This window comes from Mycobacterium kubicae (assembly GCF_015689175.1).
Classification (GTDB): Bacteria; Actinomycetota; Actinomycetes; order Mycobacteriales; family Mycobacteriaceae; genus Mycobacterium; species Mycobacterium kubicae.
Map to the genome: position 1 here is coordinate 3,407,975 of NZ_CP065047.1, position 26,868 is coordinate 3,434,842.

At 65.9% G+C, this 26,868-nt stretch carries 26 protein-coding genes; 14 read left to right on the top strand and 12 right to left on the bottom strand.

Annotation, left to right across the window (positions count from 1 at the left end; genetic code table 11):
* The first annotated feature begins 21 nt into the window (after window positions 1-21).
* Window positions 22-1,275, top strand: coding sequence for a 3-oxoacyl-ACP synthase KasB (gene kasB, locus I2456_RS16050; RefSeq protein ID WP_068160723.1), 1,254 nt, complete (start codon window positions 22-24; stop codon window positions 1,273-1,275).
* A gap of 69 nt (window positions 1,276-1,344) precedes the next feature.
* Entirely contained in the window at window positions 1,345-2,766 is a 1,422-nt protein-coding gene (locus tag I2456_RS16055; RefSeq protein ID WP_085074570.1) for an acyl-CoA carboxylase subunit beta, read from the top strand.
* Window positions 2,767-2,788: 22 nt separating this feature from the next.
* Here the strand turns inward: I2456_RS16055 and I2456_RS16060 are convergent, their stop codons facing one another.
* Window positions 2,789-4,324, bottom strand: a complete 1,536-nt coding sequence (locus I2456_RS16060) for a glycerol-3-phosphate dehydrogenase/oxidase (RefSeq protein ID WP_139823200.1) — start codon at window positions 4,322-4,324, stop codon at window positions 2,789-2,791.
* Window positions 4,324-4,893, bottom strand: a complete 570-nt coding sequence (locus I2456_RS16065; protein WP_085074572.1) for a TetR/AcrR family transcriptional regulator — start codon at window positions 4,891-4,893, stop codon at window positions 4,324-4,326. Before I2456_RS16065 ends, I2456_RS16060 begins: the two co-directional genes overlap by 1 nt.
* 47 nt (window positions 4,894-4,940) lie before the next feature.
* Between I2456_RS16065 and I2456_RS16070 the strand changes: the two genes are divergently transcribed.
* The 3 genes from I2456_RS16070 to I2456_RS16080 are packed head-to-tail and all read left to right on the top strand — an operon-like array spanning window position 4,941 to window position 7,998.
* Window positions 4,941-6,521, top strand: coding sequence for an FAD-binding oxidoreductase (locus I2456_RS16070; protein ID WP_139823210.1), 1,581 nt, complete (start codon window positions 4,941-4,943; stop codon window positions 6,519-6,521).
* On the top strand, window positions 6,518-7,429 hold the full coding sequence (locus I2456_RS16075) for a diacylglycerol kinase (RefSeq protein WP_085074574.1): 912 nt from the start codon (window positions 6,518-6,520) through the stop codon (window positions 7,427-7,429). The genes I2456_RS16070 and I2456_RS16075 overlap by 4 nt, the downstream gene beginning before the upstream one ends.
* A 56-nt stretch (window positions 7,430-7,485) precedes the next feature.
* A complete protein-coding gene (locus I2456_RS16080; protein WP_085074575.1) occupies window positions 7,486-7,998 on the top strand; it encodes an Rv2253 family sensor-like surface protein in 513 nt (170 codons plus the stop codon).
* 36 nt (window positions 7,999-8,034) lie between these two features.
* On the opposite strand, the gene I2456_RS16085 is transcribed toward I2456_RS16080, so the two are convergent.
* The 3 genes from I2456_RS16085 to I2456_RS16095 form a co-directional block, all read right to left on the bottom strand.
* Window positions 8,035-8,547 (bottom strand): DUF3145 domain-containing protein, encoded by a 513-nt coding sequence (locus I2456_RS16085; RefSeq protein WP_068027165.1) that lies wholly within the window; start codon window positions 8,545-8,547, stop codon window positions 8,035-8,037.
* A gap of 143 nt (window positions 8,548-8,690) precedes the next feature.
* Complete coding sequence (locus I2456_RS16090) at window positions 8,691-9,509, bottom strand: serine hydrolase domain-containing protein (RefSeq protein ID WP_085074576.1); 819 nt, start codon at window positions 9,507-9,509, stop codon at window positions 8,691-8,693.
* On the bottom strand, window positions 9,509-10,528 hold the full coding sequence (locus I2456_RS16095) for a class I SAM-dependent methyltransferase (RefSeq protein WP_116645748.1): 1,020 nt from the start codon (window positions 10,526-10,528) through the stop codon (window positions 9,509-9,511). The genes I2456_RS16090 and I2456_RS16095 overlap by 1 nt, the downstream gene beginning before the upstream one ends.
* Before the next feature lie 71 nt (window positions 10,529-10,599).
* Between I2456_RS16095 and I2456_RS16100 the strand changes: the two genes are divergently transcribed.
* Window positions 10,600-11,685, top strand: a complete 1,086-nt coding sequence (locus I2456_RS16100; RefSeq protein ID WP_085074577.1) for an S-(hydroxymethyl)mycothiol dehydrogenase — start codon at window positions 10,600-10,602, stop codon at window positions 11,683-11,685.
* Complete coding sequence (locus I2456_RS16105) at window positions 11,685-12,308, top strand: MBL fold metallo-hydrolase (RefSeq protein WP_068026936.1); 624 nt, start codon at window positions 11,685-11,687, stop codon at window positions 12,306-12,308. The genes I2456_RS16100 and I2456_RS16105 overlap by 1 nt, the downstream gene beginning before the upstream one ends.
* A gap of 36 nt (window positions 12,309-12,344) precedes the next feature.
* Here I2456_RS16105 and I2456_RS16110 read toward each other — a convergent pair whose 3' ends face one another.
* Both I2456_RS16110 and lnt read right to left on the bottom strand, forming a co-directional pair.
* On the bottom strand, window positions 12,345-13,073 hold the full coding sequence (locus tag I2456_RS16110) for an SHOCT domain-containing protein (protein ID WP_085074578.1): 729 nt from the start codon (window positions 13,071-13,073) through the stop codon (window positions 12,345-12,347).
* Window positions 13,070-14,548 carry an apolipoprotein N-acyltransferase gene (gene lnt, locus I2456_RS16115; protein WP_085074627.1) on the bottom strand — a complete coding sequence of 493 codons (1,479 nt, stop codon included), beginning with the start codon at window positions 14,546-14,548 and terminating at the stop codon, window positions 13,070-13,072. Before lnt ends, I2456_RS16110 begins: the two co-directional genes overlap by 4 nt.
* A 95-nt stretch (window positions 14,549-14,643) precedes the next feature.
* On the opposite strand from lnt, the gene I2456_RS16120 reads away from it, so the two are divergent.
* The 3 genes from I2456_RS16120 (at window position 14,644) to I2456_RS16130 (ending at window position 17,292) form a co-directional block, all read left to right on the top strand.
* Window positions 14,644-15,591 (top strand): SDR family oxidoreductase, encoded by a 948-nt coding sequence (locus tag I2456_RS16120; protein ID WP_085074579.1) that lies wholly within the window; start codon window positions 14,644-14,646, stop codon window positions 15,589-15,591.
* A gap of 54 nt (window positions 15,592-15,645) precedes the next feature.
* Window positions 15,646-16,704: a class I SAM-dependent methyltransferase gene (locus tag I2456_RS16125; protein WP_085074628.1), complete on the top strand. Its 1,059-nt coding sequence runs from the start codon at window positions 15,646-15,648 to the stop codon at window positions 16,702-16,704.
* Between the two features lie 81 nt (window positions 16,705-16,785).
* A complete protein-coding gene (locus I2456_RS16130; RefSeq protein ID WP_139823201.1) occupies window positions 16,786-17,292 on the top strand; it encodes a hypothetical protein in 507 nt (168 codons plus the stop codon).
* Here the strand turns inward: I2456_RS16130 and I2456_RS16135 are convergent.
* Together I2456_RS16135 and I2456_RS16140 are read right to left on the bottom strand one after the other, a co-directional pair.
* Window positions 17,279-19,147 carry an Hsp70 family protein gene (locus I2456_RS16135; protein ID WP_085074580.1) on the bottom strand — a complete coding sequence of 623 codons (1,869 nt, stop codon included), beginning with the start codon at window positions 19,145-19,147 and terminating at the stop codon, window positions 17,279-17,281. The genes I2456_RS16130 and I2456_RS16135 overlap by 14 nt on opposite strands.
* A 119-nt stretch (window positions 19,148-19,266) precedes the next feature.
* A complete protein-coding gene (locus tag I2456_RS16140) occupies window positions 19,267-20,349 on the bottom strand; it encodes an NAD(P)H-dependent amine dehydrogenase family protein (RefSeq protein WP_068026949.1) in 1,083 nt (360 codons plus the stop codon).
* 100 nt (window positions 20,350-20,449) lie between these two features.
* Here I2456_RS16140 and I2456_RS16145 point away from each other — a divergent pair, with 100 nt between their 5' ends.
* Both I2456_RS16145 and I2456_RS16150 read left to right on the top strand, forming a co-directional pair.
* Entirely contained in the window at window positions 20,450-20,800 is a 351-nt protein-coding gene (locus I2456_RS16145) for an MmpS family transport accessory protein (RefSeq protein WP_139823202.1), read from the top strand.
* Window positions 20,801-20,804: 4 nt separating this feature from the next.
* Window positions 20,805-22,094 carry a cytochrome P450 gene (locus I2456_RS16150; protein WP_085074582.1) on the top strand — a complete coding sequence of 430 codons (1,290 nt, stop codon included), beginning with the start codon at window positions 20,805-20,807 and terminating at the stop codon, window positions 22,092-22,094.
* Here I2456_RS16150 and I2456_RS16155 read toward each other — a convergent pair.
* A complete protein-coding gene (locus I2456_RS16155; RefSeq protein ID WP_085074583.1) occupies window positions 22,091-23,254 on the bottom strand; it encodes an Rv3169 family protein in 1,164 nt (387 codons plus the stop codon). The genes I2456_RS16150 and I2456_RS16155 overlap by 4 nt on opposite strands.
* 79 nt (window positions 23,255-23,333) lie before the next feature.
* Here I2456_RS16155 and I2456_RS16160 point away from each other — a divergent pair, with 79 nt between their 5' ends.
* Together I2456_RS16160 and I2456_RS16165 are read left to right on the top strand one after the other, a co-directional pair.
* The gene (locus tag I2456_RS16160) at window positions 23,334-24,383 is read left to right on the top strand and encodes a phosphotransferase family protein (protein WP_085074584.1); all 1,050 of its coding nucleotides are present in this window, start codon (window positions 23,334-23,336) and stop codon (window positions 24,381-24,383) included.
* A gap of 20 nt (window positions 24,384-24,403) precedes the next feature.
* Window positions 24,404-24,961, top strand: a complete 558-nt coding sequence (locus I2456_RS16165) for an ester cyclase (protein WP_068160775.1) — start codon at window positions 24,404-24,406, stop codon at window positions 24,959-24,961.
* A 19-nt stretch (window positions 24,962-24,980) separates the two neighbouring features.
* Here I2456_RS16165 and I2456_RS16170 read toward each other — a convergent pair whose 3' ends face one another.
* A complete protein-coding gene (locus I2456_RS16170) occupies window positions 24,981-25,739 on the bottom strand; it encodes a potassium channel family protein (protein WP_068026967.1) in 759 nt (252 codons plus the stop codon).
* A gap of 1 nt (window position 25,740) precedes the next feature.
* Entirely contained in the window at window positions 25,741-26,514 is a 774-nt protein-coding gene (locus tag I2456_RS16175) for an Rv3717 family N-acetylmuramoyl-L-alanine amidase (RefSeq protein ID WP_068027175.1), read from the bottom strand.
* Window positions 26,515-26,868: the final 354 nt, after the last annotated feature.

Sequence of the window (26,868 nt, forward strand, 5' to 3'; positions counted from 1 at the left end):
AAAGGATCGGTCGCAAGACCAATGACAGAGCTGGTTACCGGGAGAGCGTTCCCGAACGTGGTCGTCACCGGCGTTGCCATGACGACTGCGCTGGCATCCGACGCCGAATCCACGTGGAAGATGTTGCTCGACCACCAAAGTGGTATTCGCACCATGGACGACCCGTTCCTCGACGAGTTCGGCCTGCCGGTACGTATCGGGGGTCATCTGGTCGAGGATTTCGACAGCTCGCTGACGCGCGTCGAGCTGCGCCGGATGGGTTATCTGCAGCGGATGTCCACCGTGTTGAGCCGGCGGGTGTGGGAGAACGCCGGTTCCCCCGAGGTCGACACCAACCGACTGCTGGTCTCCATCGGCACCGGCCTGGGATCGAACGAGGAAATGGTTCTCAGCTACGACGACATGCGCGTTCGTGGCATGAAGGCGGTCTCTCCGCTCGGTGTGCAGAAGTTCATGCCCAACGGCGCCGCGGCGGCCGTCGGGCTGGAATTGCACGCCAAAGCGGGCGTGATCACTCCCATCTCGGCCTGCGCGTCCGGCGCTGAGGGCATCGCCCAGGCGTGGCGCAACATCGTGTTCGGTGAGGCCGACATCGCGGTCTGCGGCGGCGTGGAGATCAAGATCGAAGCGGTTCCGATCGCCGCGTTCGCCCAGATGCGCATGGTGATGTCGACCAACAACGACGACCCGGCCGGTGCCTGTCGCCCGTTCGACAAGGACCGCACCGGCTTCGTGTTCGGCGAGGCCGGCGCGCTGATGGTCATCGAGACCGAGGAGCACGCCAAGGCTCGCGGAGCCAACATCCTGGCCCGAGTGATGGGCGCGGGTATCACCTCCGACGCCTACCACATGGTCGCGCCGGACCCCAACGGGGAACGCGCCGCGGACGCGATGACCCGGGCGATCCAGCTGGCCGGGCTGACCCCGCGCGACATCGACCATGTCAATGCGCACGCCACCGGTACCGTGGTCGGTGACCTGGCGGAGAGCAGGGCCATCAACCGCGCCCTCGGCGGCCACAAGCCGGCGGTGTACGCACCCAAGGCGGCGCTGGGTCACTCGGTGGGAGCGGTCAGCGCGGTGGAGTCGATCCTGACCGTGCTCGCATTGCGCGACCAGATCGTTCCCCCGACACTGAACCTGGAAAACCAAGATCCAGAAATCGATTTGGATGTGGTGGCAGGTAAGCCGCGACCGGGCGAGTACAACTATGCGGTCAACAACTCGTTCGGTTTCGGCGGGCACAATGTGGCGCTGACGTTTGGGCGTTACTAACGGTGCTTTAGAAAAAGCCAAGGATCACCGGATAAACCAGAGCATCACTGTCGAACTAGGAGATCTGCGATGACAATCATGGCCCCGGCGGCGGTTGACGAGTCGCTCGACCCCCGCGACCCGTTGTTGCGTCTGAGCAATTTCCTCGACGACGGCAGCATCGAACTGCTGCACGAGCGTGACCGCTCTGGGGTGCTGGCCGCCGCAGGCACGGTCAACGGTGTCCGCACCATCGCCTTCTGCACCGACGGCACCGTCATGGGCGGCGCCATGGGTGTCGAGGGCTGCGCGCACATCGTCAACGCCTACGACACCGCCATCGAGGAGCAGAGCCCGATCGTGGGCATCTGGCACTCCGGCGGTGCCCGACTGGCCGAGGGGGTGCGCGCACTGCACGCCGTCGGTCAGGTCTTCGAGGCCATGATCCGTGCGTCCGGCTACATTCCGCAGATCTCGGTGGTCGTCGGCTTCGCCGCTGGCGGCGCCGCTTATGGCCCGGCGCTGACCGACGTCATCGTGATGGCGCCGGAAAGCCGGGTGTTTGTCACCGGGCCCGACGTGGTCCGCAGCGTCACCGGCGAGGACGTCGACATGGCCTCCCTCGGAGGACCGGAGACCCACCACAAGAAGTCCGGCGTGTGCCACATCGTCGCCGACGACGAACTCGACGCCTATGAGCGCGGCCGCCGGCTGGTCGGATTGTTCTGCCAGCAGGGGCATTTCGACCGCAACAAAGCCGAAGCCGGCGACACCGACATCAAGGCGCTGCTGCCCGAGTCGGCGCGGCGGGCCTACGACGTACACCCGATCGTGACCGCCATCCTCGACGAGGACACCCCATTCGACGAGTTCCAGGCCAAGTGGGCGCCGTCCATGGTGGTCGGCCTGGGCCGGTTGTCCGGACGCACGGTCGGCGTGCTGGCCAACAATCCGCTGCGCTTAGGTGGCTGCTTGAACTCCGAAAGTGCCGAGAAGGCAGCGCGTTTCGTGCGGTTGTGCGACGCGTTCGGCATCCCACTGGTGGTCGTCGTCGACGTTCCCGGGTATCTGCCCGGTGTCGACCAGGAGTGGGGCGGCGTGGTGCGCCGCGGCGCCAAGCTGCTGCACGCGTTCGGTGAGGCCACCGTTCCGCGGGTCACGCTGGTCACCCGCAAGATCTACGGCGGGGCCTACATTGCGATGAACTCGCGCTCGCTCAACGCGACCAAGGTGTTCGCCTGGCCGGACGCTGAAGTCGCGGTGATGGGCGCCAAGGCCGCCGTCGGCATCCTGCACAAGCGCAAGCTGGCCGCCGCGCCCGAGCACGAGCGCGAGGCGCTGCACAACGAATTGGCCGCCGAGCACGAGCGCATCGCCGGTGGGGTGGACAGCGCCATCGAGATCGGTGTGGTCGACGAGAAGATTGACCCGTCGCACACCCGCAGCAAGCTGACCGAGGCACTGGCTCAGGCTCCCGCCCGCCGCGGACGCCACAAGAACATCCCGCTGTAAGGTCACCTTCTTACCGCGAGCGCTAGCCCACTCGGGCCAGGAACTCCTGCGCCACCTCGACCACCCGCTCGCGGTCGCGCGGCACCAGACCGATGCGGGTGCGACGATCGAGTATGTCGTCCACATCCAGCGCGCCCTCGTGGGTTACGGCGTATTCGAACTCCGCACGCGTCACGTCGACGCCTTCGGCGACCGGTTCGGTGGGCCGCTCACACGTTGCGCTGGCCACCACGTTGGCCGCCTCAGCGCCGTAACGCGCCACCATGGAAGCCGGCGCCGACCCCGGCCCGGCCGCCGGACCCGGATTGGCGGGCGCACCGATCAGCGGCAAGTTACGCGTCCGGCAATCCGCGGCATGCAGACCGCGCAGACTGATAGCCCGGTTCAGCACATCCTCTGCCATGTAACGGTATTCGGTCAGCTTGCCACCCACCACGCTGATCACCCCCGACGGCGACTCGAACACCGCGTGGTCGCGTGACACATCAGCGGTACGGCCGGCGCCGGTGTCGATCAAAGGCCGCAACCCGGCGTATGCCCCGATCACGTCGGTGGCCTGCAGCGCGGTCCCCAACGCGGTGTTCACCGTGTCCAGCAGGAAGGTGACCTCGTCCGAAGACGGCTCTGGCACATCGGGAATCGGGCCGGGCGCATCTTCGTCGGTCAGACCCAGATATACGCGGCCGAGTTGCTCGGGCATGGCGAACACGAAGCGGTTCAGCTCGCCCGGTATCGGAATCGTCAGCGCGGCAGTGGGATTCCCGAAAGCACTGGCATCGAAGACGAGGTGGGTCCCGCGGCTTGGCCGCAACTTCAACGCGGAATCGATGTCCCCGGCCCAGACGCCCGCCGCGTTGATGACCGCTTTGGCCGAAACCTCGATCGATTGGCCGGTGCGCTGGTCGGTCAATCGCACCGAGGTGTCAGTGGCCTGCGACGCCGCCACATAGGTCAGGATCCGGGCGCCGTGTTGTGCGGCGGTGCGCGCCACGGCAGTGACCAGTCGGGCGTCATCGATCAATTGCCCATCGTAGGCAAGGAATCCACCGTCCAACCCGGCGCGCGCGACGGTGGGAGCCAGCTCCACCACGCGCTGCGCCGACACCCGTCGCGACCGTGGCAGCGTCGACGATGGTGTACCGGCGAGTATGCGCAACGCATCTCCGGCCAGGAACCCGGTGCGCACCAGCGCACGCGAGACCCGATTCATCGACGGCAACAACGGCACCAGTTGCGGCATGGCGTGCACCAGATGAGGGGCGTTGCGCGTCATCAAGATTCCGCGTTCGATCGCGCTGCGCCGGGCAATGCCCACGTTGCCCGTCGCAAGGTAGCGCAGTCCACCGTGCACCAACTTCGAACTCCACCGACTGGTGCCGAACGCCAAATCGTGCTTCTCCGCCAACACCACCCGCAACCCACGTGACGCGGCATCCAACGCGATGCCGGTCCCGGTGATGCCACCACCGATGACAACCACATCCACCCCCGCCCCATCGGCCAGGGCGGCAAGGTCCGCGGCACGGCGCGCAGCATTGAGAGCAGTCGGATTCGACATCAGGTCAGGTATCCGTTCAGTGCGTAGGTGAGTTGGGTGGCCAGCGCGTGGTCGTCGAGAACCGGCTTGACGATGTCGGCGGATTGAATCGTCGACTGCGCGATCAGCAGCACCATGGTCGCGAGTTGATGCGGGTCACCGGCACGCACGCCGCCCGATTCCTGCGCCACCTGAAGCCGCGCCGCCAGCCCTGCAATGAGGAATTGCTGGCTGGTACCGAGGCGCTCGGTGATGTAGACCCGCGCCAATTCGCTGTGCATCACCGACATGATGAGCTCGTCGCGGCGCAACCGGTCGGCCACCGCCACGACTTGTCGGACCAACGCTTCCCGATCGTCGCCGTCCACCGGCACTTCGCGCATCACGCCGAGCAGGTGATCGGTCAGCAGCGCCGACATGATCGAGCGGGTGTCGGGCCAGCGACGGTACACCGTCGGACGGCTGACCCCCGCCCGGCGGGCGATCTCGGCAAGCGTCACCCGGTCGACACCGTAGTCGCGGACGCAGCTGGCGGCCGCCCGAAGGATGCGATCCCCGGTATCCGTCACAGCGTTACTGATTGACAGCATGTGTAATACTGTAACGCATGACGCACCTCGAGGACCTGCTGCCGCCGATGAAATGGGATGCGTGGGGAGATCCCGCCGCGGCCAAGCCGCTGTCCGAAGGCATTCGCACGTTGCTCAAACAGGCTGTGGGCATTGAAGACTCAGGCCAGACGCCACTGGAAGCCGAAGACGTACGGCTACGTCCGACCGCACTGAAAGAAACCGACCAGATTGCGCTGGCCAAGATCGTCGGCGACGACTATTTCCGCACCAGCGACCGCGACCGCCTGCTGCACGCCGGCGGCAAGTCGACCCCCGACATGCTGCGCCGTAAGGACACCGGCGTCCAGGACGCTCCCGACGCGGTACTGCTACCCGGTGACGAGGACACCGTCGCCGCCATCTTGACTTACTGCTCCGAGCACGGCATCGCCATCGTCCCGTTCGGCGGGGGCACCAATGTGGTCGGCGGCCTCGATCCGGTGCGCGACAGATTCGACGCTGTCATCTCTTTGGATCTGCGGCGTTTCGACCAACTGCTGTCCCTCGACGAAGTCTCCGGCGAAGCCGAATTGGGCGCCGGTGTCACCGGCCCGCAAGCCGAACGACTGCTCACCGAACACGGCTTCTCACTCGGACATTTTCCGCAGAGCTTCGAGTACGCCACCATCGGGGGCTTCGCAGCGACCAGGTCATCCGGCCAAGACTCCGCCGGCTACGGCCGCTTCAACGACATGATCCTCGGGTTGCGCATGATCACCCCGGTGGGCGTTCTGGATCTGGGCCGGGTCGCGGCGTCGGCCGCCGGCCCGGACCTGCGCCAGCTTGCGATCGGCTCGGAAGGCACCTTCGGCGTCATCACCCAGGTGCGGTTGCGCGTGCACCGGGTGCCAGAAACCACGCGGTATGAGGCGTGGTCGTTCCCCGACTTCCCAACGGGCGTCGAGGCGCTGCGCGCAGTCACCCAAACCGGCACCGGTCCCACCGTCGTCCGGCTATCCGACGAGACCGAAACCGGAGTCAACCTCGCCACCACCGAATCCATCGGCGAGAACCAGATCACCGGTGGCTGCCTGGCCCTGACGCTGTTCGAGGGCACCAAGGAGCACGCCGAGAGCCGGCACGCCGAAACCCGTGCGCTACTGGAGTCGATGGGCGCCACCTCCCTTGGTGAGGCTCCGGCCCAAGCCTGGGAGCGCGGCCGATTCGCCGCGCCGTACCTGCGCGACTCCCTGCTTGCCGCCGGCGCGCTGTGCGAGACCTTGGAGACTGCGACCAAGTGGTCCAACATCGCGACACTGAAAGCCGCTGTGACAGAAGCGCTTACCAGCTCGCTGGCCGAGTCCGGCACTCCCGCGTTGGTGATGTGCCACGTTTCGCACGTCTACCCCACCGGCGCCTCGCTGTACTTCACCGTCGTCGCCGGGCAGCGCGGCAATCCGATCGAGCAATGGTTGACGGCCAAAAAGGCCGCGTCCGATGCGATCATGGCAAACGGCGGCACCATCACCCACCATCACGCCGTCGGGGCCGACCACCGGCCGTGGATGCGCGAAGAGATCGGCGAACTCGGTGTGCAGTTGCTGCGCGCGGTCAAGGCGACACTGGACCCGGCCGGAATCATGAACCCCGGCAAGCTGATTCCGTGACTCGGCGCGAAATCAGCAAGGTCACCGCGCTGACCAATCCGCTGTCCGGACACGGCGCGGCTGTCCACGCCGCCCAGAGAGCAATCGCTCGCCTGCAGCAGCGCGGCGTGGAAGTCATCGAGATTGTCGGTGAGAACGCCGACGACGCCCGTTATCTTCTCTCCGCGGCAGTGGAAAAGGGCACCGATGCCGTTGTGGTCACCGGCGGCGACGGCGTCATCTCCAACGCGCTGCAGGTGTTGGCCGGCACCGACGTTCCGCTGGGCATCATTCCAGCGGGCACCGGCAACGACCATGCCCGCGAATTCGGCATTCCCACCAAGGATTCCGAAGCGGCCGCCGACGTCGTGGTGGACGGCTGGACGGAAACGATCGACTTGGGCCGCATTCGCGACACCAACGGTGTCGACAAGTGGTTCGGCACCGTGGCGGCCACCGGGTTCGACTCGCTGGTCACCGACCGGGCGAATCGGATGACTTGGCCACATGGCCGGCTGCGGTACTACGTTGCCATGTTCGCCGAGCTCTCGCAGTTGCGCCTGTTGCCATTTCGGCTTGTGCTCGACGGCACCAAAGAGATCGAGACCGACCTGACCTTGACCGCCTTTGGCAACACGCGCAGCTACGGCGGCGGGATGCAAATCTGCCCACATGCCGACCCTTCCGATGGCCTGCTCGACATCACCATGGTGTGTTCGGGATCCCGGACGAAGCTCATCCGCTTCTTTCCAACCGCCCTCAAGGGCACCCACGTTGAACTGCCCGAGGTCACCACCGCGCGCGCCAAGACCGTGCACGTCGAGTGCCCTGGCATCAATGTGTACGCCGACGGTGACTACGCAGGCGCGTTACCGGCCGAAATCTCCGTCGAGCCGGCCGCGATGCAGATCCTGCGCCCGGAAAAGTAACGGCGAGGCCGCCGCCGGCGACATCCTTTCCAAACCTGCTCGTTCTGGAGGAAACGATGGACCGCACCGCCGCTTTGGCCGCCGCGGCGGCTTTACCCATGGCCGCCGCGCTGTGCGCAGCGCCCGCCCACGCGGGTGAGGTCGCCTCCTGGAATGGGCAGTACATCCTGACGCTCAACGCAAATGCGAAGACGGGCACCAGCGTCGCCGCCAGTCAGCCCGAATTCGCCCGTCGCACCAGCGTTTCGATCACCTCCAACTGCTCGGCCGGAACCTGCGTCGCAACCGTCAACGGCCCGGCCCCACCCAAGAACGAATCCATGCCCCGCACGGTCGAATTCACCTGGAATGGCGCCCAATGGGTACGTGAGATGACGTGGCAGTGGGACTGTCTACTTCCGGACGGAACCGTCGAATACGACCCGGCGAAGTCGCTGACCGTCTACACGCCCGGCCAATACGGAATCCTCACCGGCGTCTTCCACACCGACATTTCCAGCGGCGCGTGCAAGGGCAATGTTGACATGCCCGTCTCAGCCAAGCCCGTGACAGAGGGGCAAGTTAACTGAGCTGACAGTGGTGATCCGCCGCACTGGCAATCACCACTAGCCCACTCCGCGGCTGAGCCACGTGACTTCACCGGCGTCGCCGCCGTCCCGGTAAGCCTCCAGCGCCTCATCCCACGCGGTGCCCAGGACGGAGTCCAACTCGGCGGCAAGGGTGTCGGCACCCTGGGCCATCAGCGTCCGCAGCCGCATCTCCCCGACCATGATGTCGCCGTTGGCGCTCATCGCCCCGCTCCACAGACCGAGCTGCGGGGTGTGACTGAACCGCTGCCCGTCGACGCCGGGGCTGGGATCCTCGGTGACTTCGAAGCGCAACACCGACCACGAGCGCAAGGCGTTGGCCAGGCGTGAGCCAGTGCCCACCGGCCCGCACCAGTTGGTCACGGCGCGCAACTGACCGGGCATGGCCGGCTGCGGCGTCCAGACCAAGTTCGCCTTGGACTGCAGGGTCGACGACAACGCCCACTCGACATGCGGGCACACCGCTGCGGGCGAGGCGTGGATGTACACCACGCCGGTCGTCACATCGGCGAACTGGTTCGACGCACGCATCTGTTGCTCCTTCGGTTCCACGAGGGACGTCTTCCCCAACGACCTGGTGAACCCGATAAGCGCGATGCTTGCCAGAATTTTGTTGTGTCCTGCGTGTCTATTGTGCCTTGTGATACCCCTGTTGCGCTAGTGTGCAGTTCGCATCAGATCTGTGCGGCTATCACATCGTCGGAAAGCGCAGGCCAAGGGCTTAGCGCCCAGTCGCCGAAATCCCGGTCGGTCAGCACGACGAGCGCCAGGTCGGCCTCCGGATCTACCCAGATGAACCCGCCCGCCTGACCGAAATGGCCGTACGTCCGCGCGGAGTTGCGCGCCCCGGTCCAGTGCGGGGTCTTGCCGTCCCGGATCTCGAACCCCAACCCCCAGTCGTTGGGCCGTTGGACGCCGTAGCCCGGCAGCACGCCGTTGAGACCGGGGAACTGCACCGCGGTGGCGTCGGCATGCATCTGCGGGGAGACCGTTGCCGGACGCAACAGGTCGCGGGCGAATGCGGCCAGGTCAGCGACCGTGGAGGTGGCTCCGAATCCGGCGGCCGGGGCGCCGCCGTCGAGCCGGGTCGTGGTCATGCCGAGCGGCTCGCAGACGGCCTCGTTGAGGTAGCGGCCGAACTCGATGCCCGATTCACGCTCCAGCGTTTCGGCCAATACAGCGAAGCCGTAATTCGAATAGATCCGCCGCGTGCCGGGCCGGGCCAGCTCCTTGTTCTCCAGCATTGCCAGACCCGACGCATGCGCCAACAGGTGCCGGACGGTGGACCCTGGCGGGCCGGCCGGGGAATCGAGCTCGACGACTCCTTCCTCGACGGCGACCTGCGCGGCTCGTGCGACCAGCGGCTTGGTGACCGAGGCGAGGGCGAACTCGCGCCCGGTGTCGCCGTGGCTGGCAACAACTCCGTCAGGTCCCACTATCGCCGCGGCGGCGGCCGGGACCGGCCAGTCGTCGAGAGCGTCGAGAGCGGCCATTACTTCCTGGCGATGTAGTAGTTGTTGATCGGGTCCGACTCGATCTCGGCGATGACCACGTCGTCGAACCCGGCGTCGGCAAGCATTGATTTGGCCAGCTGCCATCCCCATGCCGTACCGAGTCCGGCGCCATCGAAGGCCAGCGACACCGTCATGCAATGCATCATCGAGGTGGTGTAGAGATAGGTGCTCATCGGAACGCCGATGTTGTCTTCCAGTCGGCTCGACGCCTTGATGTCGGCCATCAGCAGGACACCGCCGGGACGCAGCGCCCGGTGGATGTTCGACAGCACCTGCGCGGGCTGCGCTTGATCATGGATGGCGTCGAAGACGGTGACGACGTCGTACGCGGACTCCTTGTCCAGCCGCGCAAGGTCGTGGGCCTCGAACGTCGCGTTGGTCAAGCCGAGCCGAGCGGCCTCGTCGCGCCCGGTCGCAATCGCCTCTTCGGCGAAGTCGATGCCGGTGAACCGACTGGCCGGAAACGCCTGGGCCATGACGTTGATCGCATGCCCGCTGCCACAGGCGAAGTCGGCAACGTCGGCGCCGGAGCGCAACAATTCCGGAAGACCGTCGACCAACGGCAGCACGACGTCGACGAGCGAGGTGTCGAAGACGGCCCCGCTTTGCTCGGCCATCAAGGTGTGGAAGCGGGGGAACTCGCTGTAGGGCAGGCCGCCGCCGTTGCGGAAGCAGTCGAGGATCTTCTGCTCGACTTCGCTGAGCTGCGGTACGAACTGCGCCACGATGGCGAGGTTGTGCGGGCCGGCCGCACTGGTCAACACCGCGGCCCGATGAGCCGGCAATGAGTAGGTCTGGGTTTGCGGGTCATAGTCGACGACACGTCCAGCGGTCATGCCGCCCAGCCATTCTCGAACGTAGCGCTCGTTGAGGCCGGCCGCCTCGGCGATCTCGGCGCTGGTGGCTGGCGCGAGGTTCCCCATCGTTTCCAGCAGGCCGGTTTGATGCCCGACGCTCAACAACAGGGCCAGGCTGGCGTTGTCAATCGTCGCAACCATGCGCTCGATGAACGCCTCGGTGGTTTCGGTTGCCGTCACGCTCAGCGACGCTACACCGTAGGTTAGAGGCCATGAGTCAGACAGTGCGAGGCGTGATTTCACGGAAAAAGGGTGAACCCGTCGAGTTGGTGGACATCGTCGTCCCGGATCCCGGGCCCGGTGAAGCAGTCGTCGACATCATCGCCTGCGGCGTCTGCCACACCGACCTGACCTACCGCGAGGGCGGCATCAACGACGAATATCCGTTCCTGCTGGGCCACGAGGCCGCGGGCACGGTCGAAGCGGTCGGACCCGGGGTCACGACGATCGAACCGGGCGATTTCGTGATCCTCAACTGGCGCGCCGTATGCGGGAAGTGCCGCGCCTGCAAGCGCGGTCGGCCGCACCTTTGCTTCGACACCTATAACGCCGAGCAAAAGATGACGCTGACCGACGGCACCGAACTCACCCCGGCACTGGGCATCGGCGCCTTCGCCGACAAGACGCTGGTAGCGGCGGGTCAGTGCACCAAGGTGAATCCGGAGGCCGACCCCGCCGCCGCCGGCCTGCTGGGCTGCGGCGTGATGGCCGGTATCGGCGCCGCGATCAACACGGGCGGCGTCACCCGCGACGACACGGTGGCGGTGATCGGCTGCGGCGGAGTCGGCGATGCGGCCATCGCCGGGTCAGCCCTGGTGGGTGCCCGTCGAATCATCGCCGTGGACACCGACAACACCAAACTCGATTGGGCCCGCAAGTTCGGCGCCACCCACACCATCAACGCGCGCGAACTCGATGTGGTCAAAACCATCCAGGACCTCACCGACGGCTTCGGGGTCAATGTCGTGATCGACGCCGTCGGCCGGCCCGAGACGTGGAAGCAGGCGTTCTATGCTCGCGACCTGGCGGGGACCGTGGTGCTGGTGGGCGTGCCGACACCGGACATGCAACTGGACATGCCGCTGATCGACTTCTTCTCCCACGGCGGCGCGCTGAAGTCCTCCTGGTACGGAGACTGCCTGCCCGAACGCGACTTCCCCACTCTGATCGACCTGTACCTGCAGGGCCGGTTGCCGCTTGATCTGTTCGTCTCCGAGCGCATCGGCCTCGATGACGTCGAAGAGGCCTTCCACAAAATGCATGGCGGCAAGGTGCTGCGTTCGGTGGTGATGCTGTGATGGCCACCATCGACCGCGTGGTCACCCACGGAACTTTCGAACTCGACGGCGGCAGTTGGGAAGTCGACAACAACATCTGGTTGATCGGTGACGACTCGGAGGTGGTGGTCTTCGACGCTGCGCACGACGCCGAGCCGATTCGCGCGGCTGTCAACGGCCGTCACGTGGTGGCGGTGGTGTGCACTCATGGCCACAACGACCACGTGACGGTGGCGCCCCAACTTGGCGCAGCCCTTGATGCGCCGGTGCTGCTGCATCCAGCCGACGATGTGTTGTGGCGAATGACGCACGCCGACAAGGACTTCCGCGCTGTCGACGACGGGCAGAGCTTACGCGTCGCCGGCACCGAGCTACGCGCCATCCACACCCCGGGCCACTCGCCCGGATCGGTGTGCTGGTACGCCCCGGAACTCGGTGTGGTGTTCAGCGGCGACACGCTGTTTTCCGGTGGACCCGGCGCGACGGGACGCTCCTACTCAGACTTCCCCACCATCTTGCGGTCCATCTCCGATCGGCTCGGCGCGTTGCCGCCTGACACCGTCGTGCACACCGGCCACGGCGACAGCACCACGATCGCCGACGAGATCATCCACTACGAAGAATGGGTTGCTCGCGGACACTAGCCGCATCGTTCGCCCCCGCGAGCGTGCGCAGGCGAGCTAGTGCCCCTGCAGAATGCGGCGCTTCTCGCTTTCGAATTCCTCTTCGGTCAGCGCCCCGGAGTCACGCAGCCCGGCAAGGGTTTTCAGTCGCTCCAGCCGAACGCCGTCATCGGTGGGCTCGTAGGCGACGGCGGCCGTAGACGGTGACAGGTCGTGCACATACGGGCTGGCCGAGACCGACACCACTCGGGCCGGGCTGCGCGCCAACCACAGGATGGACAACGCCAGATCGACAAGCGCGACGACGAACAGCCCGACGAACACCCACACCAGCCAGCCGTAAGAACTGGTGTGGCCGAACGCCAGTTGTGGGTTGATGTATCCGCCGACCTGACCGTCGGTCTTGATGTGGTAATCGCCTTCCACGGGCACCTGCACGTTCCATACTCTTACGTGCGCATCGTTGTTGACTGTCGTTGTCCCACCGATGCTTTCGGTGACCTCCGGTTGTGGCACGCCCTCGGGCGGGGTCACGCTGATCTGCAGCGGCGGCACCGGCAGACCACCGTCGGCGCCGCCGATGACCAACGCATGCAGGCTGACCGTCGCGCCACCGGAGGGCAGGTGCACGGTGCCCGACCCGGGGATCGGCACCTCACCGTAGGCGTCGTATTCGTCGAAGTAGAACGCGTTGAGGATCAGGGTGGTGATGAACCCGGCCACCGCGACCACCAACATGGCGATGGCCACGGACAGCGAAATCTTGGCAAGCCGTCTGCTGCTCACCCACGCAGTGTGTCACGCGCACGCAGGCGCGACACCGCAATCGCGCCGCCCAGCACGACGAAAGCCAGGATCGGCACCCAGTCACCGAGGCGTTGGTAGGGGGTTACTCGCGACTGCCGCGCAACACTGACGACGACCACCCCGCGAAAGTCCGACCCCCGCCACACCAGCAGGTGACCGCGCGCATCGAAAACCGTAGTGTCACCTGACAACCCGGCGTGTACCGCCGGCCGACCCGCCTCGACGGCGCGCACCGCCGGCTGCGCGGCCAATTGCGGTTGCGCCCAACTTCCTTGAAACGACGACGTGGCGCTTTGATACGCCAGCAGGTCGGCGCCCAACACGGCCTCGCGTCGAGCAAGGTCGGAGAAGGTCGTCTCGTAACTGATCAGCGGCCCGATGGCCAGCCCATCGGCGCGTAACACCACCGGCCCGGTCCCCCGCTGCCGGTCCTCACCGGCGGCCTTGCTGTGACGGGTGATCCAGCCCAACAGCGGCCGCAGTGGCACGTATTCACCGAACGGCACCAGCCGGGTCTTGCGGTAGCTGCCCGACACCCCCTCGGAGCCCACCAGCACCGACGATTTGTGGATGCCGCCACCGGGTGCCGGCGCGTCGACGTTGACCAACAGGTCCGCGCCGACTCGACGAGACAGCTCGGATAGCCGGGCCAGCGCGTCGGGATGGCTGGTGAGGTCCACGCCGACGCTGCTTTCGCCCCACACCACCAGGTCGACGTGCTGACCGGCGAGCGTGGCGGTAAGCGCTTCACTGGCCGCCTGTCGGGCGTCGGCGTCTTTGATGTCACCGGTCTGCACCAGGGCGATCCGCACGGCACCACCGCCTGCTGGCGTCGGGCCCAGCCAGTACCAGACCGGCCCAATGGCCACGCATACCGTCGCGCACGCCAACGCGACGAGCCGACCCGACACGTCCCGCCGCACGATCGCATACGCGATGGCCGTATTAACCGCGGCCACAAGGAAACTGGTCAACCACACCCCGCCCAAGGCGGAGGAGGCCAGCGTCGGAGGAGAATTCCACTGCGACATTCCCAACGGCGCCCACGGACCGCCCAACGCAGGCAAGGAGCGCACTACTTCGGCCGCCACCCACGCGCTGGGCAGCACGAGCAAGGCAGTAACCGAAGGCCCCGATAAGAGCCGGTGTGCGCTCCACCCCCACGGCAGCCACAGCGCTCCCAACCCCGCGGCCATCACTATCAGTAGCGGACCGATGCTGGTCGTCAGCCAGTATTGGGTGGTCAGCACGAACCCGGTGAGGCCCCACCACGCCCGCACGGCGCCGTCCCAGGACGTCGGCGCCGTCCGGACCAGCAGGAGCAGCGGCACCAAGCCCACCCAGCCCAGCCACCACCACGAGACGGTGGGGAAAGCAAGCGCGGGTAGCGACCCCACGACCAAAGCCGCCAGCCAACCAGGCGCCCGCCGCCGCCACGCCGCGCTCAAGGCCATGCCGACCAGAATGCCGCCCGCATTCGCAAACGGCGACAGAAAGAGGACACTGAACGAGCCGCACCTGTGCGCCACTTAGACGAGGAGTGATACGCATGGCCCACAAACTCATCGCCACCGTTCCCAACCTGTCCGGCAAAATGGCAGTGATCACCGGCGCCAACAGTGGCCTGGGCTTCGGCTTGGCGCGGCGGCTTTCAGCGGCCGGTGCCGACGTGGTGATGGCGATCCGCAACCGCGCCAAGGGCGAGGAGGCGATCGAAAAGATCCGAACGTCAGTACCGGATGCGAAGTTGACCATCAAACCGCTGGACCTGTCGTCGCTGGCCTCGGTGGCCGCGTTGGGCGAACAGCTGAACGCCGAAGGTCGCCCGATCGACATCCTGATCAACAACGCCGGCGTCATGACACCGCCGGATCGCGACACCACCGCCGATGGCTTCGAATTGCAGTTCGGCAGTAATCATCTCGGGCACTTCGCGCTAACCGGGCACGTGCTGCCGTTGTTACGGGCCGCGCAGAAGCCGCGGGTCGTCTCGCTGAGCAGCCTGGCCGCGCGACGCGGCCGGATCAACTTCGACGACCTGCAGTTCGAGAAGTCGTATGCGCCCATGACCGCCTACGGCCAGTCGAAACTAGCCGTCTTGATGTTCGCCCGCGAGTTGGACCGCCGCAGCAGGGCGGCCGGCTGGGGCATCCTGTCCAACGCCGCGCACCCGGGTTTGACCAAGACCAACCTGCAGATTAGCGGACCTTCGCACGGCCGGGACAAGCCGGCGTTGATGCAGCGGCTGTACACCACGTCATGGCGCTACGCTCCGTTCCTGTGGCAGGAGATCGACGAAGGAATCCTGCCGGCGCTGTACGCCGCCGTGACTCCGCAAGCCGAAGGCGGCGCGTTTTACGGCCCGCGCGGCTTCTACGAGGCCGCGGGCGGCGGCGTGACCGAAGCTAAAGTGCCCGCTCGTGCGCTCAATGAGACTGACAGTCAACGACTTTGGGAGATCTCGGAGCGACTGACCGGGGTAAGCTTCCCTAGCTGAGCTGAATCGGAGGTGCACTTGCCCGAGTCGAGCAACGTCGTGCGGCCCGAGCCGATGGAAAGCGCGACGTACACCCAGTCGTCGCGGCTGCAGGCCGCCGGATTGCTTCCGGCCGTCGCGTTGTTCGAGCGGGCCGCCGCGCAGGTGTCGCTGCCCAAGCCGCCGCAACCGGTCGTCATCGCCGATTTCGGGGCAGCCACCGGGCACAATTCGCTACGGCCCATCACCGCCGCGATTGACGTGCTTCGCGGACGTACCCGCCACGACCACGCGATCCTGGTCGCGCACACCGATGTACCGGAGAACGACTTCACGGCTTTGTTCCGGACCTTGGACGAAGACCCCGACAGCTACCTGCAAAAGGACGCCGCCGTCTTCGCGTCGGCGATCGGCCGGTCCTTCTACGGTCAGATCTTGCCGACCAGCACGGTGAATCTGGGCTGGAGTTCGTGGGCGGTGCAATGGCTGAGCCGGGTCCCCGAAGGAGCGCCGGAACTCGTTGACCATCTGCAGGTCGCTTACAGCGGTGTCGAGGGAGCCCGCGCGGCCTACGCCCGCCAGGCCGCCAAGGACTGGACCGACTTCGTGGCTTTCCGGGGACGCGAACTGGCTCCGAACGGTCGGCTGGTGGTCTTGACGATGGCGGTCGACGAGGAGGGCCAGTTCGGCTACCGGGCGATGAACGACGCGCTGGTCGAGGCCGTCCTGGATCAGGTGCGCCAGGGCCTGCTGCGCGAAGAGGAGTGGCGGCGGATGACGATTCCCGTGGTCGCCCGCAGCGAGGCCGACCTGCGCGCTCCGTTCGCTCCGAGTGGCTGGTTCGAAGGCACGACCATCGAGCATCTCGACATGTTCAACGCCCCGGACCGGTTCTGGGCGCGCTATCAAGCCGACGGCGACGCCGAAGCGTTCGGGGCGCAGTGGGCAGCGTTTGCCCGGGCCGCGCTGTTGCCGACCATGGCAGCTGCCCTGGACGACGGCCCCAATGATCCGCGCGCCGCTGAGTTCGTCGAGCGACTGGAAGCCGCCGTCGCGCACCGGTTGGCACGCGCGCCTGAGCCCATGCGAATACCGCTGGCCGCGCTGGTACTGACCAAGCGGGCCCGGGCATAGCGGTTTTGCCGCAACCAGGCAGTGGGTAACCCCCTTCTCAAGGTCGATCAGCAAATGCAAGTCCGTTAGGGGGCGAAAGCCATGAGCGCGCGAGACGATGAGGCTGCGGACCAGAGCGACAACGGTCCCGACGAGAGCAGCGAAAGCCAAACCGGCTACGGCAACGACGATGGCGGCAGCCCCAATAGCACCAGTGACGACGATTCCGGTGTGCCCGAACCCAACGAAGAGCACAAAGAGCAGGCCGCGGAGATGATGACGGCCTACGAGGACCGTCCCACTCTGGTTCTGCCCGGCTCGGCCAAGACCATCTCCGGTACCGCGGTCAACGACTGGATCGACGACGACGGTAATCCGAAGTACATGAACGACGACGACACACCGGCAGCCGAAGCGAACACCGACAAGGGCACCGAAGACAAAAACGAGAAGGCCGACGACTCCGGCGATAAGGACGAGGCGGACAGCGACGACGAGGTGGAGAACAAGTACAAGTTCTCCGAAGAGCAGCTCGAGTCCGACAAGAAGTTCAATGAGGAAATCATCAAAGCAACCAAGGAAGACCCCGATCGGGCTAGCGCCAACTAGGCCCTAGCGGGCCGATCCTCGGTAGCGATATCCGGCCGACCCCGGGAACCTGCGGGATCCCGGGGATGTTGCCGATTCCGGGAATCGGCGGAATCTGCGGGATCTGTGGGACCGGCGGCGGGCTGGGCGCAGGCACCTGGGGGATTTGCGGTGGCTGCGGTGCCGGTGGCGGGGTGTTGGGCGGCTGCGCCGGCGGCGGCGGTGGTGGTGGCGCCTCGGTGGTCGGTGGTGGTGGCGGCGGGGGCGCCTCAGTCGTCTGCGGCGGCGGCGGCGCCTCGCTGGTCTGCGGCGCCGGCGGCGGCGCAGGCGTTTCCGGCACCTGGCTAGCCGGCGGCGCCGGCTCGGGCGTAGCGCCGTCGGATGGCGGAGGCGGCGCCGGAGACGGCGCCACTGAAGAATTCGGCACGGTGCTCACCTGCGGTGACTTCGCCGGCTGATCGCTCGAACTCAGTCCGATTGCCACCGCTGCGCCCACCAGCACTACGGCCACCACTGTGCTGATGACTATCACCGCGGGCAGCCGGTACCAGGGAAGCACCGGCGGCGGCTTGGGCTCGTCGCGGGCTTGTTCGTCGAACGTCAGCTGTGGGCGAGCGGAGGTGAGTCCCGACCCTCCGGGGCCGCCGGCCGGCAGATTACGCGACGAGTCGTCGGCTTCCGACCAGGCCAGGGCGGGCTGCACCGCCGACACCGGCGCCTCGGCTGCGGGCTCCGGGACGACCGGTGCCAGCGCTGTGGAGGTACCCGGTGCCTCCGCAGCGCCCCGCGCGGCAGGCGCTGCCGGCGTGAGAATCGTCGAGCTGGTATCGGCCGGTCCGCGAGCTGCCCGCAACGCACCGCCGATGGCGCAGGTCAGTTGGGGACGCGGCGTCGTGACGACCGGTACCCCGAATTTCCCTGAGAGTGTCGTTGTCACTACCGGGATGGTCGCGCCACCGCCGACGGACACGATCGCCGACAACCCATTGATCCCGTTGCGCGACAGCATCTGTTCCAGCACCGCCGCGAAGCTGTGCAAGGAGTCGCGGATGGTGTCTTCGAGCTCATTGCGGGTCAGTCGGATCTCCACCCGCCGGCCTGGGGTGTCTTCCAGCAGCGTGGTCACGGTGCTGGAAGAAAGCCGCTCCTTGGCGATGCGGCAGTCGAGTCGCAGCCGGGTCAGTGAGCCGATCGCGGAGGTGCCGGCGGGGTCGAAGGAGCCGGTGTTGGGAACCTGCGACATGACGTAGGTCAGCAGCGCCTGGTCGATCGAGTCGCCGGAGAAGTCGTGATGCCGCACCGTCCGGGCCACCGGTTGATACTCGGCAGCGGCGTCGACCAAGGTGACGCTGGTGCCGCTGCCACCGAAATCGCACACCGCGACGATCCCTCGGGCGGGTATACCGGGATTGGCCCGGACCGCGAACAGCGCCGCCGCGGAATCCGGGATCAGCGTCAGCGGCTCGGCTCGGTGGGTCCACTCCGACACCCTGCCCAGCGCGGTGGCCAATGCGTCCACCGCCGACGACCGCCAGTGCGCGGGGTGCGTGACCGCGACGCAGTCGGGCAACGGGTGGCCCCCGGTGGCGCTGTAGGCGAGCGCTCGCAAGGCGTCGGCAACCAGCGCTTCGCTGCGGTGCACGGAGCCGTCTGCGGCCACGATCCCCACGGGGTCCCCCACCCGGTCGACGAAATCAGTGAGCACCAGGCCCGGCTCGTCTAGACGGGGGTTCTCCGACGGCACGCCGACCTCGGGCGGGCGTTGCCGGTAGAGCGTCAGCACAGGTTTGCGGCTGATGGCATGGTCGGCGGTGACGGCTGCCAAAGTGGTGGCGCCGATCGACAGGCCCAGCGCGGGCCTAGCTCCCTGTGCCATGTGGTCCAATCCCCGTGTCAGCGGCAGGTCCCCGAAATTGCCGCTGCACGGATTCTCTAAGTCCTACCTAAAGCGGAACTCTGAGTTTCCTATGCGTGAGCTGTACAACGACGGGCGGTTCAGCGGATGGTCCCCGCCCCCGGAATAAGCGGCAGGTCCAGCGCGGTGACCCAACCCGGCGACAAATCGTTGACCGCGGGTACGGCGTTGAGCGCACGCATCCCGGTGGCCAGGCACCCGGCAGTAGCCGCGTCCCGGCCCGATCCGTCGGTGAACCGAAACGCCGTTTCCTGAAAAATGCTCGGCGTGCCTTCGATGTCCACTCGATACACGTCGTTGTCGTGTCCCGATGGCCAATCCGGCGCGGCGTCCGGCCCGATGCGGTTGACGTGCTCGAGTTGAATGCGCGTCTCCCCCTGGTAGACACCGTTGATCGTAAATCGCACGGCGGCGACGTGTCCGGGCTTGATGACGCCTTTGACGGTGTTGCGCTCGGTTGGGGTGACCCACTTGTCCCAGGTGGTGGTGATTTCGTCGAGCATGATGCCGGCGGCGTGGGCGATCATCGGGACGGTCGCGCCCCAGGCGAAGATGAGCATGTCACTGTTCTCCAGCAGCGGGCTGTATTCGGGCTCGCGCCCGATGCCCATTTCGTGTTCGTAGTCGCCTTCGTAGTTGGTGTAGTCCAGCAACTCCGAGGCGCGAACCCGGCGGACTTCGGCGCACAGGCCCATCAGCGTCATGGGGAACAGGTCGTTGGCGAAGCCCGGGTCGATGCCGGTGGTGAAGCACGACGACTCGCCCAGCTCGCAGGCTTCGGTGATGGGCGCAATCCAGTTCGGCGGGTTGAGGTGCATGGTCGGCCAAACCCAGGGCGTCATGGCGGTCGAGCACACGTCGATGCCGGCCCGCAGGAAGCGGGTGATCAACAGGATGTTGTCCTTGGCGTGCATCGCGGTCGGGCCGTAGTGCACCAGAGCGTCGGGCTCGAGCGCGATGAGGGCGTCGACGTCGTCGGTGGCGGTGATGCCCACTGGTTCGGGCAGGCCGCAGATGTCGCCGACGTCGCGGCCGACCTTGCCGGGGTTACTGACGCCTACGCCGACCAATTCGAAGAGCGGATGTTTGACGATCTCGGCGATCACCATTTTGCCCACGAAGCCGGTGCCCCAGACGACCACCCGTTTCGCACTCTGGACCATTAGCCACCTCCACGTCCCCCAGCTACCGCGTTCACCCTAAGCCCTACCGAAGGCCGGCAACCCCTTCCGCGCCGTCTTTCGCGGTGACAACATGAACAACATGACAAGTCCATTGGCGGCGCTGCCGAAACTCGCGATCCCGTTGGCTTTGTATATCGGTCTTGCGCCGTGTGGCGCGGCGAATGCGGACGACATGCCGAAGGTTCGGTACGAGATCAGCGGAAGTTCCCCGGTCGCCGACAACATCGTCTACCAGACTGACGCCGGCCAGCAGTACGCGGCGAACGCCAAGTTGCCATGGTCGACGCAGTTCACCAGTTTCGGCGGGCAGGTGTTCGTGTTGAGCGCGCAGAGCCCCGGCACGGTCACCTGCAAGATCTACCTCAACGGCAACCTCGTCAAGAACGCCACCGCGACGGGAACTCCCGCAAGGACGGTGTGCACGCAGTAGGAGTATCCCGGTGAGCCTTACGGCCGCGCCTCGGGTCAATGGGGATCCACCGCCCGAAATCCCGCTTGCAGACATCAATTTGGGCGCGCTGGAGTTCTGGGAGCAAGACGACCTGATTCGGGACGGCGCATTCGCCACACTGCGCCGCGAGGCGCCGATCAAGTTCTGGCCCGCCATCCAGATGCCCGGCTTCACCGCGGGCAACGGACATTGGGCGCTGACCAAGCACGACGACGTCTTCTTCGCCAGCCGTCATCCCGAGATCTTCAGTTCCAGCCCCAACATCGTGATCGCCGACCAGACACCGGAGTTGGCCGAATACTTCGGCTCGATGATCGTGATGGACGATCCGCGCCATCAACGGCTGCGCTCGATCGTCAGCAGAGCGTTCACCCCAAAGGTGACGGCGCGCATCGAGGCATCGGTGCGTGAGCGTGCCCATCGGCTGGTGCAGGCGATGATCGCCAACCATCCTGACGGGAAAGCCGAATTGGTCAGCGAATTGGCGGGACCGCTCCCGTTACAGGTCATCTGCGACATGATGGGCGTTCCGGAAGAGGATCACGATCGCGTGTTCCATTGGACCAACATCATTCTCGGGTTCGGTGACCCGGACCTGGTGACGGACTTCGAGGAGTTCATCAAGGTCTCGATGGACATCGGCGCCTACGCCACCGCGCTGGCCGACGACCGACGGGTCAACCGTCATGACGACCTCACGACCAGTTTGGTGGAGGCCGAAGTCGACGGTGAGCGGTTGTCGTCGTCGGAGATCGCGATGTTCTTCATCTTGCTGGTGGTGGCCGGCAACGAGACCACACGCAACGCGATCAGCCACGGGCTGCTGGCGCTGTCGCGCTTCCCCGAAGAACGCGACAAGTGGTGGTCGGACTTCGACGGTCTGTCGCACACCGCGGTGGAAGAGATTGTGCGGTGGGCATCGCCCGTGATCTACATGCGGCGCACGTTGACCCGAGACATCGAGCTGCGTGGCACCAAAATGCCGGCAGGAGACAAAGTTTCACTGTGGTATTGCTCGGCGAACCGGGATGAGTCGAAGTTCGCCGATCCGTGGCGATTCGACGTGGCGCGCAACCCCAATCCGCACGTCGGATTCGGCGGGGGTGGTGCCCATTTCTGCCTGGGCGCGAACCTGGCGCGTCGGGAGATCAAGGTGGTGTTCGACGAGTTGCGCCAGTCGATTCCGGACATCGGCGCCGTTGCGGAGCCGGCCCGCTTGCTTTCGCAGTTCATCCACGGCATCAAGAGCCTGCCGGTGGCCTGGAGTCCTTAGAGGAACGAGTTCTGCGCAGTGAGGCCGCGCTCGGGGAACTCGCCCATCGCGAATGTCTCGGCGTTCCCGACGCCGACGCCACCGCCCACCGGATCTTCTACGCGCACCAGCAAGTCCCGCAGTTGGTGCACCCTGCGCGCCGTGTCGGGGTGGTCGCAATCGGTCACGTGGTTGCCTTCCACTTTGAGATCACCGACCCATTGGCCGTAAACCCAGTCATTCCAGCCGTAATAGCCGGCGGTTCCCAGGTGAAATCCGGTCGGTCCCGCGGCGGTGAGGTGGACGGGTCGCTGCGATCCGTCGGGTTCGGTGAGTGTGATGATGCCGTGGGTGAAGCGGCGGTTGTCGTCTTGGAAGTACAGGTCCTGAACTACGGCGGCGAAGCGATAGGCGCTGCCGTCGTAGTTCTGTTGTTCGGCTTGGTAGCGGGTGGAATCGAAGCCCTCGCCTCGTTCCTGTTGAAAGAACACGAACAGCGAATACGTCGATCCGTCGGGGCGGGTCAGCGTCATGGGACACCAGGTCATGAACATCTGCTTGATGTGCCGGCCGCCCCGAGGCAGGCCCGGAATGGGTTTACCGACTCCGGGACGCAAGCCCCAAGAATGATCTCGATTGCAGAACCAGTCGCCGGGCTGGACTTCGGTGCGCTCGCCGTCGACTTCCACCCAGCCCGACGCGACGCCAATCTGGTGGTAGCGCAACACGTTATGCGTGACGCGATAGCCGTCGGGGCTGCGGTCTGGCCACGGGTCCTCGAGCGCGGCGGGGAAACTGCCGCGCATCGTGACGTCGAATGCGATGGGGGCATGCTCGTTTGGGTCGAGGACGACGCGGATGGCCTTGAGCGGTTCGACGACGCTGTAGTGGATGGGTCCGACGTCGGGGCTCGACGGGTCGGCGGACAGTCGGCGACCGGCCCGTACGGTCCACTGCTCGGTGCCCCGGCATACTCCCGCGGCGCCGTCGAACACTCCCCGGTTGGTGTACTTGCCGATGCCGAGGACGATCTGCAGCGAGTTGTCGCGCGCGTGCGCAGTGGTCCAGATCTTCTCGGTCCAGGACGGGTCGGACTGGCTGACCGTCGCGAAGGTGTCGACAATCTGGTGCGTCAATAACTCGTCTTCGGGGACTAGACCGCCGTAATTGGTTGACAGCAAATCACATTCACCTCTTTCGTCGGCGGCGGCCGGAAGCTGGCCTGTTTACATTTCATACTCGTCATGTAAAGGTTTGTCTATGGCGGGACTGTCCCTCGGCCAGCGCGACCTGGAGGCGACGCGCGAGGCGCTCGGCCGCTGGTTCCAGAGCAGGTTCGGCGATGCCGTCGAGGTCGGCGAACTGCGTCCCGCCAATAAGGCCGCGGGATGGTCCAGCGAAAGCTTGTTGTTCAGCGTTGACGACGGTGCTGACGTGCGGGAGTTCGTGGCGCGGATCCCGCCCACCGGAGGCGGCATCTACGCTGAATACGACCTGGCCGGTCAGGCCCGCACCCATGAGTTCTTGCACCGCTACGGCATCGCCACGCCGACACCCAATTACTACGAACCAGACGACTCCTGGCTCGGTTCGAGTTTTCTGGTGATGCCGCGCATCGTCGGGCACACGCCCTCGGACATGTCCTATGCGTTGCGCGGCTGGCTGCACGGCGCGGGCGCGGAGGTGCAGCACCGGGTGCACGATTCGTTCCTCGACACTCTGGTTGCGCTACAACGTGTTCCGATTGCCGAAGCGACCTGGCTACACCGTCCCACGGGTGTGGGCAACGACGCCGAACTCACCTGGTGGCGTGAGTACGTGGAGTGGGCCACCGACGGGCAGGTGCCCGGCATCATCACCGACGCGTTCGACTGGCTGTACCGCCACCAGCCGCCACAGCCCTCCGAGCTGGCGGTGTGTTGGGGTGATGCCCGGCTGTCCAATTGCATCTTCGCCGACACCGGACAGATCGTCGGCGTCCTGGATTGGGAGCAGGCGTGCTTGTGTCCGGCGGAGAGCGACTTCGCCTGGTGGCTGGCCACGCGTAGACAGACCATGGAGGTCACTGGCCGCACCGACGACCCGGAGCTGCCGGGGTTTGACAGCCGCGATCGGGTCATCCGCCGCTTCGAGGAATTGATCGGTCGACCGCTGCGAGACCTGGAGTGGTACGAGGTCTTCGCGATGGTGCGCATGGGTTGTTGCATCCTGCGGGTGCAGTGGCTGCTGCACAGCATCGGCCAAGGCGAGCACGCCTTGACCCGGGCACCGATCATGCCCAGTTGGACGATCGAGGCGATCAAGTCCTAGCGCCGGGTTTATCGTCAACCATGCCCATACCCGCGTTCCCGCCTCCTGATGTGCTGGCCGCCCGCCAGAAGCTGGTGCTCGACCACTTTCACGACGAGGTCCGCCAAGACTGGGACGACGTTCTGTCCACCTTTCCGCACCCGCGCTACGAGTTGATTCCGCAGCTGACGGTGCACGACGGCGACGAAGCGGTGCGCGGTTACTACAACTACACGCGGACGGCCTTTCCCGATCAGGACCACGAGATCATCGCGTTGCGCCATAGCGCGGATGCGGTGATCGTCGAGTTCTGGCTGATGGGTACTCACCGCGGCTACCTCGGCAAGGTGCCACCCACCGGCAGCCGCTTCCGGGTACGGATGACCGCGTACTTCGTCTTCGACGAGTCGGAAACCCTGGTCTGCGAACGTATCTACTTCGACACGTTGACCATGATCAAGCAACTCTTGGGCGGCTTGGATTTGAAGAAACCGTCGAACTGGCTGCGAGCCGCCCGAGGTGTGCGCGGCCTGCTGTCGATGTCGTCCGAGCGGCCCGACCCGGCGTTGACCAATACGGTGCCGCCCACGTTCGACTGAATCCGCTTCCGGTGCGCCGTTAACCTGCCGGTTCTTCGGCTTCCAGCGAGCGGCCCGCGGCGTCACGTTGGCGCACGGCTTCGGCCAGTGCGCGAATCTCGTGACGAAGCTCGTCGATCTCCGCTGCGGTGGCCGCCTGACTCCGCACATCGGTTTCCGACACCTCTTCGACGATCCATGAGGCAAGCGACGCGGTGACCACACCGACGAGGCTGATGCCACCGATCATGAGCAACACCGCAATCACTCGTCCGGTCACGGTGATCGGATACAGATGGCCGTAGCCGATGGTGGTCACCGTGGTGATCGACCACCACACCGCCTCTCCGAAGGAGGTGATGGTAGCGCCGCGTTGGCCACGCTCGGTGTCCAGAATCGCCAGCGATGCAACGTAGATCAGCAGCATCACACCGGAGATGGTGTAGATCAGGATGCGGCCGCGAACGGCATCACCGATGGCTTTCTGCAGCACTCCGAAGAAGACGACAAGCCGCAACATCCGCAACGGCCGCATCAGCGGGAGAGCGACAATCAGCAGATCGAAAAGGTGTTGCAGGAACCACTTTCGACGATTGGACGCCAGCAGCAACCGAGCAAAGTAGTCGCCGACGAACAGGCTCCACGCGCCCCAGCTCGCCAGCCACAAGAAGTGCGCCTCGGCGCCGGTCGGGCGCCCCAGCACCTGAACGGAGTAGATGGCGATGAACGCGACAGCGACCAGGGCCAGTGGCCACTCGGTGCGCTGGGCCCAAAGCTGTTCCCGCGTAGGCTTGCTCACCTTATCCTGCCGGGGCCCTGGTACTGAGGAAGTTGACGATCCCCTGCGTGACCGCTGCGGCGTACTTCGCCCGGCCATCGGCGCTCTGCATCTGGGCCGCGTCGTCGGCGTTCTTCATGTTGCCGAGCTCGACGAGGACCGCGGGGTACTCGGCCAGGTTCAATCCGGCCAGATCGGCGCGGCCGTACAGGCCGTTGGAGCCGATGTAGTTCGACGGCGGGAAGCCTGCTGCGGCCAAGGCGTCACGCATGATGTTGGCGAGCTGCACCGCGGAGTTGGCTTGGACGTCATTGAGCGGCGGGCTGGAGTAGTTCACGTGGAATCCGCGCCCGGAGGGCGGGCCGCCGTCGGCGTGGATGCTCACGATCGCGTCGGGCCGGATGGTGTTGGCCTCCGCGGCCCGCTGATCGATGCACGGTCCGACGGAGTTGTCGTCACCGCGCGACAACTGAGTGTGCACCCCCATCTGGTTCAGTGCGCCAGCGATCCGACTGACGACATCGAAGGTGAAGGCGTGCTCCGGGTAGCCACCGTCGGCGGCCGCACCGGATGTGTTGCACGGTTTGGTGCCGCCGCGACCATTAGGGACCTGCCGGTCGATGGAGGCGTCGTAGACCCCGCCGTGGCCGGCGTCAAGGAAGACGCTCATGCCGGCAACGCCTGCGGTGGCGCGTGGTGCACGAAGCAGCGTGCTGACGCTGAGCACGGTCGGCACGATCGCCGCATATCTGAGAAGGTCGCGCCGTGAAACAGCCCGCGATCGGTCCCCCGTAATCACCGCGCGATGGTAACAACTAGGCCTTACCCCGGCTTACGGCCCTTGATCTGTCCCAACGCCGGATAGTGCGGGTGCGGGAGCTCATCCCGTTCCGTTCCCTAGCTGCCCCGTTCATCGTCGGTACGGCAAGGCCGTCGCAGTAGCGGGTGGACAACGCCGGGTGCCTCCTGTACCAGCGCCCAAGCCTTCGCCCCCGGAAGGACGGGACGACCAGCGCCGCCGCCCCCCAATAGCCACCGAGGAACTTGACGATGATCGCGACCGCGATCAGCAGCGCAATCACTCCACCGAGGTCCTCACCTGAGTTCACACTTGCTGCCATGCCGCGCAGTTGACCCGCGCCACCGACAA

Coding starts and splice junctions, on each gene's coding strand:
- kasB (WP_068160723.1), top strand. CDS start 22: ATGACAGAGCTGGTTACCGGGAGAGCGTTCCCGAACGTGGTCGTCACC.
- I2456_RS16055 (WP_085074570.1), top strand. CDS start 1,345: ATGACAATCATGGCCCCGGCGGCGGTTGACGAGTCGCTCGACCCCCGC.
- I2456_RS16060 (WP_139823200.1), bottom strand. CDS start 4,324: ATGTCGAATCCGACTGCTCTCAATGCTGCGCGCCGTGCCGCGGACCTT.
- I2456_RS16065 (WP_085074572.1), bottom strand. CDS start 4,893: ATGCTGTCAATCAGTAACGCTGTGACGGATACCGGGGATCGCATCCTT.
- I2456_RS16070 (WP_139823210.1), top strand. CDS start 4,941: ATGAAATGGGATGCGTGGGGAGATCCCGCCGCGGCCAAGCCGCTGTCC.
- I2456_RS16080 (WP_085074575.1), top strand. CDS start 7,486: ATGGACCGCACCGCCGCTTTGGCCGCCGCGGCGGCTTTACCCATGGCC.
- I2456_RS16085 (WP_068027165.1), bottom strand. CDS start 8,547: ATGCGTGCGTCGAACCAGTTCGCCGATGTGACGACCGGCGTGGTGTAC.
- I2456_RS16090 (WP_085074576.1), bottom strand. CDS start 9,509: ATGGCCGCTCTCGACGCTCTCGACGACTGGCCGGTCCCGGCCGCCGCC.
- I2456_RS16095 (WP_116645748.1), bottom strand. CDS start 10,528: ATGGTTGCGACGATTGACAACGCCAGCCTGGCCCTGTTGTTGAGCGTC.
- I2456_RS16100 (WP_085074577.1), top strand. CDS start 10,600: ATGAGTCAGACAGTGCGAGGCGTGATTTCACGGAAAAAGGGTGAACCC.
- I2456_RS16105 (WP_068026936.1), top strand. CDS start 11,685: ATGGCCACCATCGACCGCGTGGTCACCCACGGAACTTTCGAACTCGAC.
- lnt (WP_085074627.1), bottom strand. CDS start 14,548: ATGGCCTTGAGCGCGGCGTGGCGGCGGCGGGCGCCTGGTTGGCTGGCG.
- I2456_RS16120 (WP_085074579.1), top strand. CDS start 14,644: ATGGCCCACAAACTCATCGCCACCGTTCCCAACCTGTCCGGCAAAATG.
- I2456_RS16125 (WP_085074628.1), top strand. CDS start 15,646: ATGGAAAGCGCGACGTACACCCAGTCGTCGCGGCTGCAGGCCGCCGGA.
- I2456_RS16130 (WP_139823201.1), top strand. CDS start 16,786: ATGAGCGCGCGAGACGATGAGGCTGCGGACCAGAGCGACAACGGTCCC.
- I2456_RS16135 (WP_085074580.1), bottom strand. CDS start 19,147: ATGGCACAGGGAGCTAGGCCCGCGCTGGGCCTGTCGATCGGCGCCACC.
- I2456_RS16140 (WP_068026949.1), bottom strand. CDS start 20,349: ATGGTCCAGAGTGCGAAACGGGTGGTCGTCTGGGGCACCGGCTTCGTG.
- I2456_RS16145 (WP_139823202.1), top strand. CDS start 20,450: ATGACAAGTCCATTGGCGGCGCTGCCGAAACTCGCGATCCCGTTGGCT.
- I2456_RS16160 (WP_085074584.1), top strand. CDS start 23,334: ATGGCGGGACTGTCCCTCGGCCAGCGCGACCTGGAGGCGACGCGCGAG.
- I2456_RS16165 (WP_068160775.1), top strand. CDS start 24,404: ATGCCCATACCCGCGTTCCCGCCTCCTGATGTGCTGGCCGCCCGCCAG.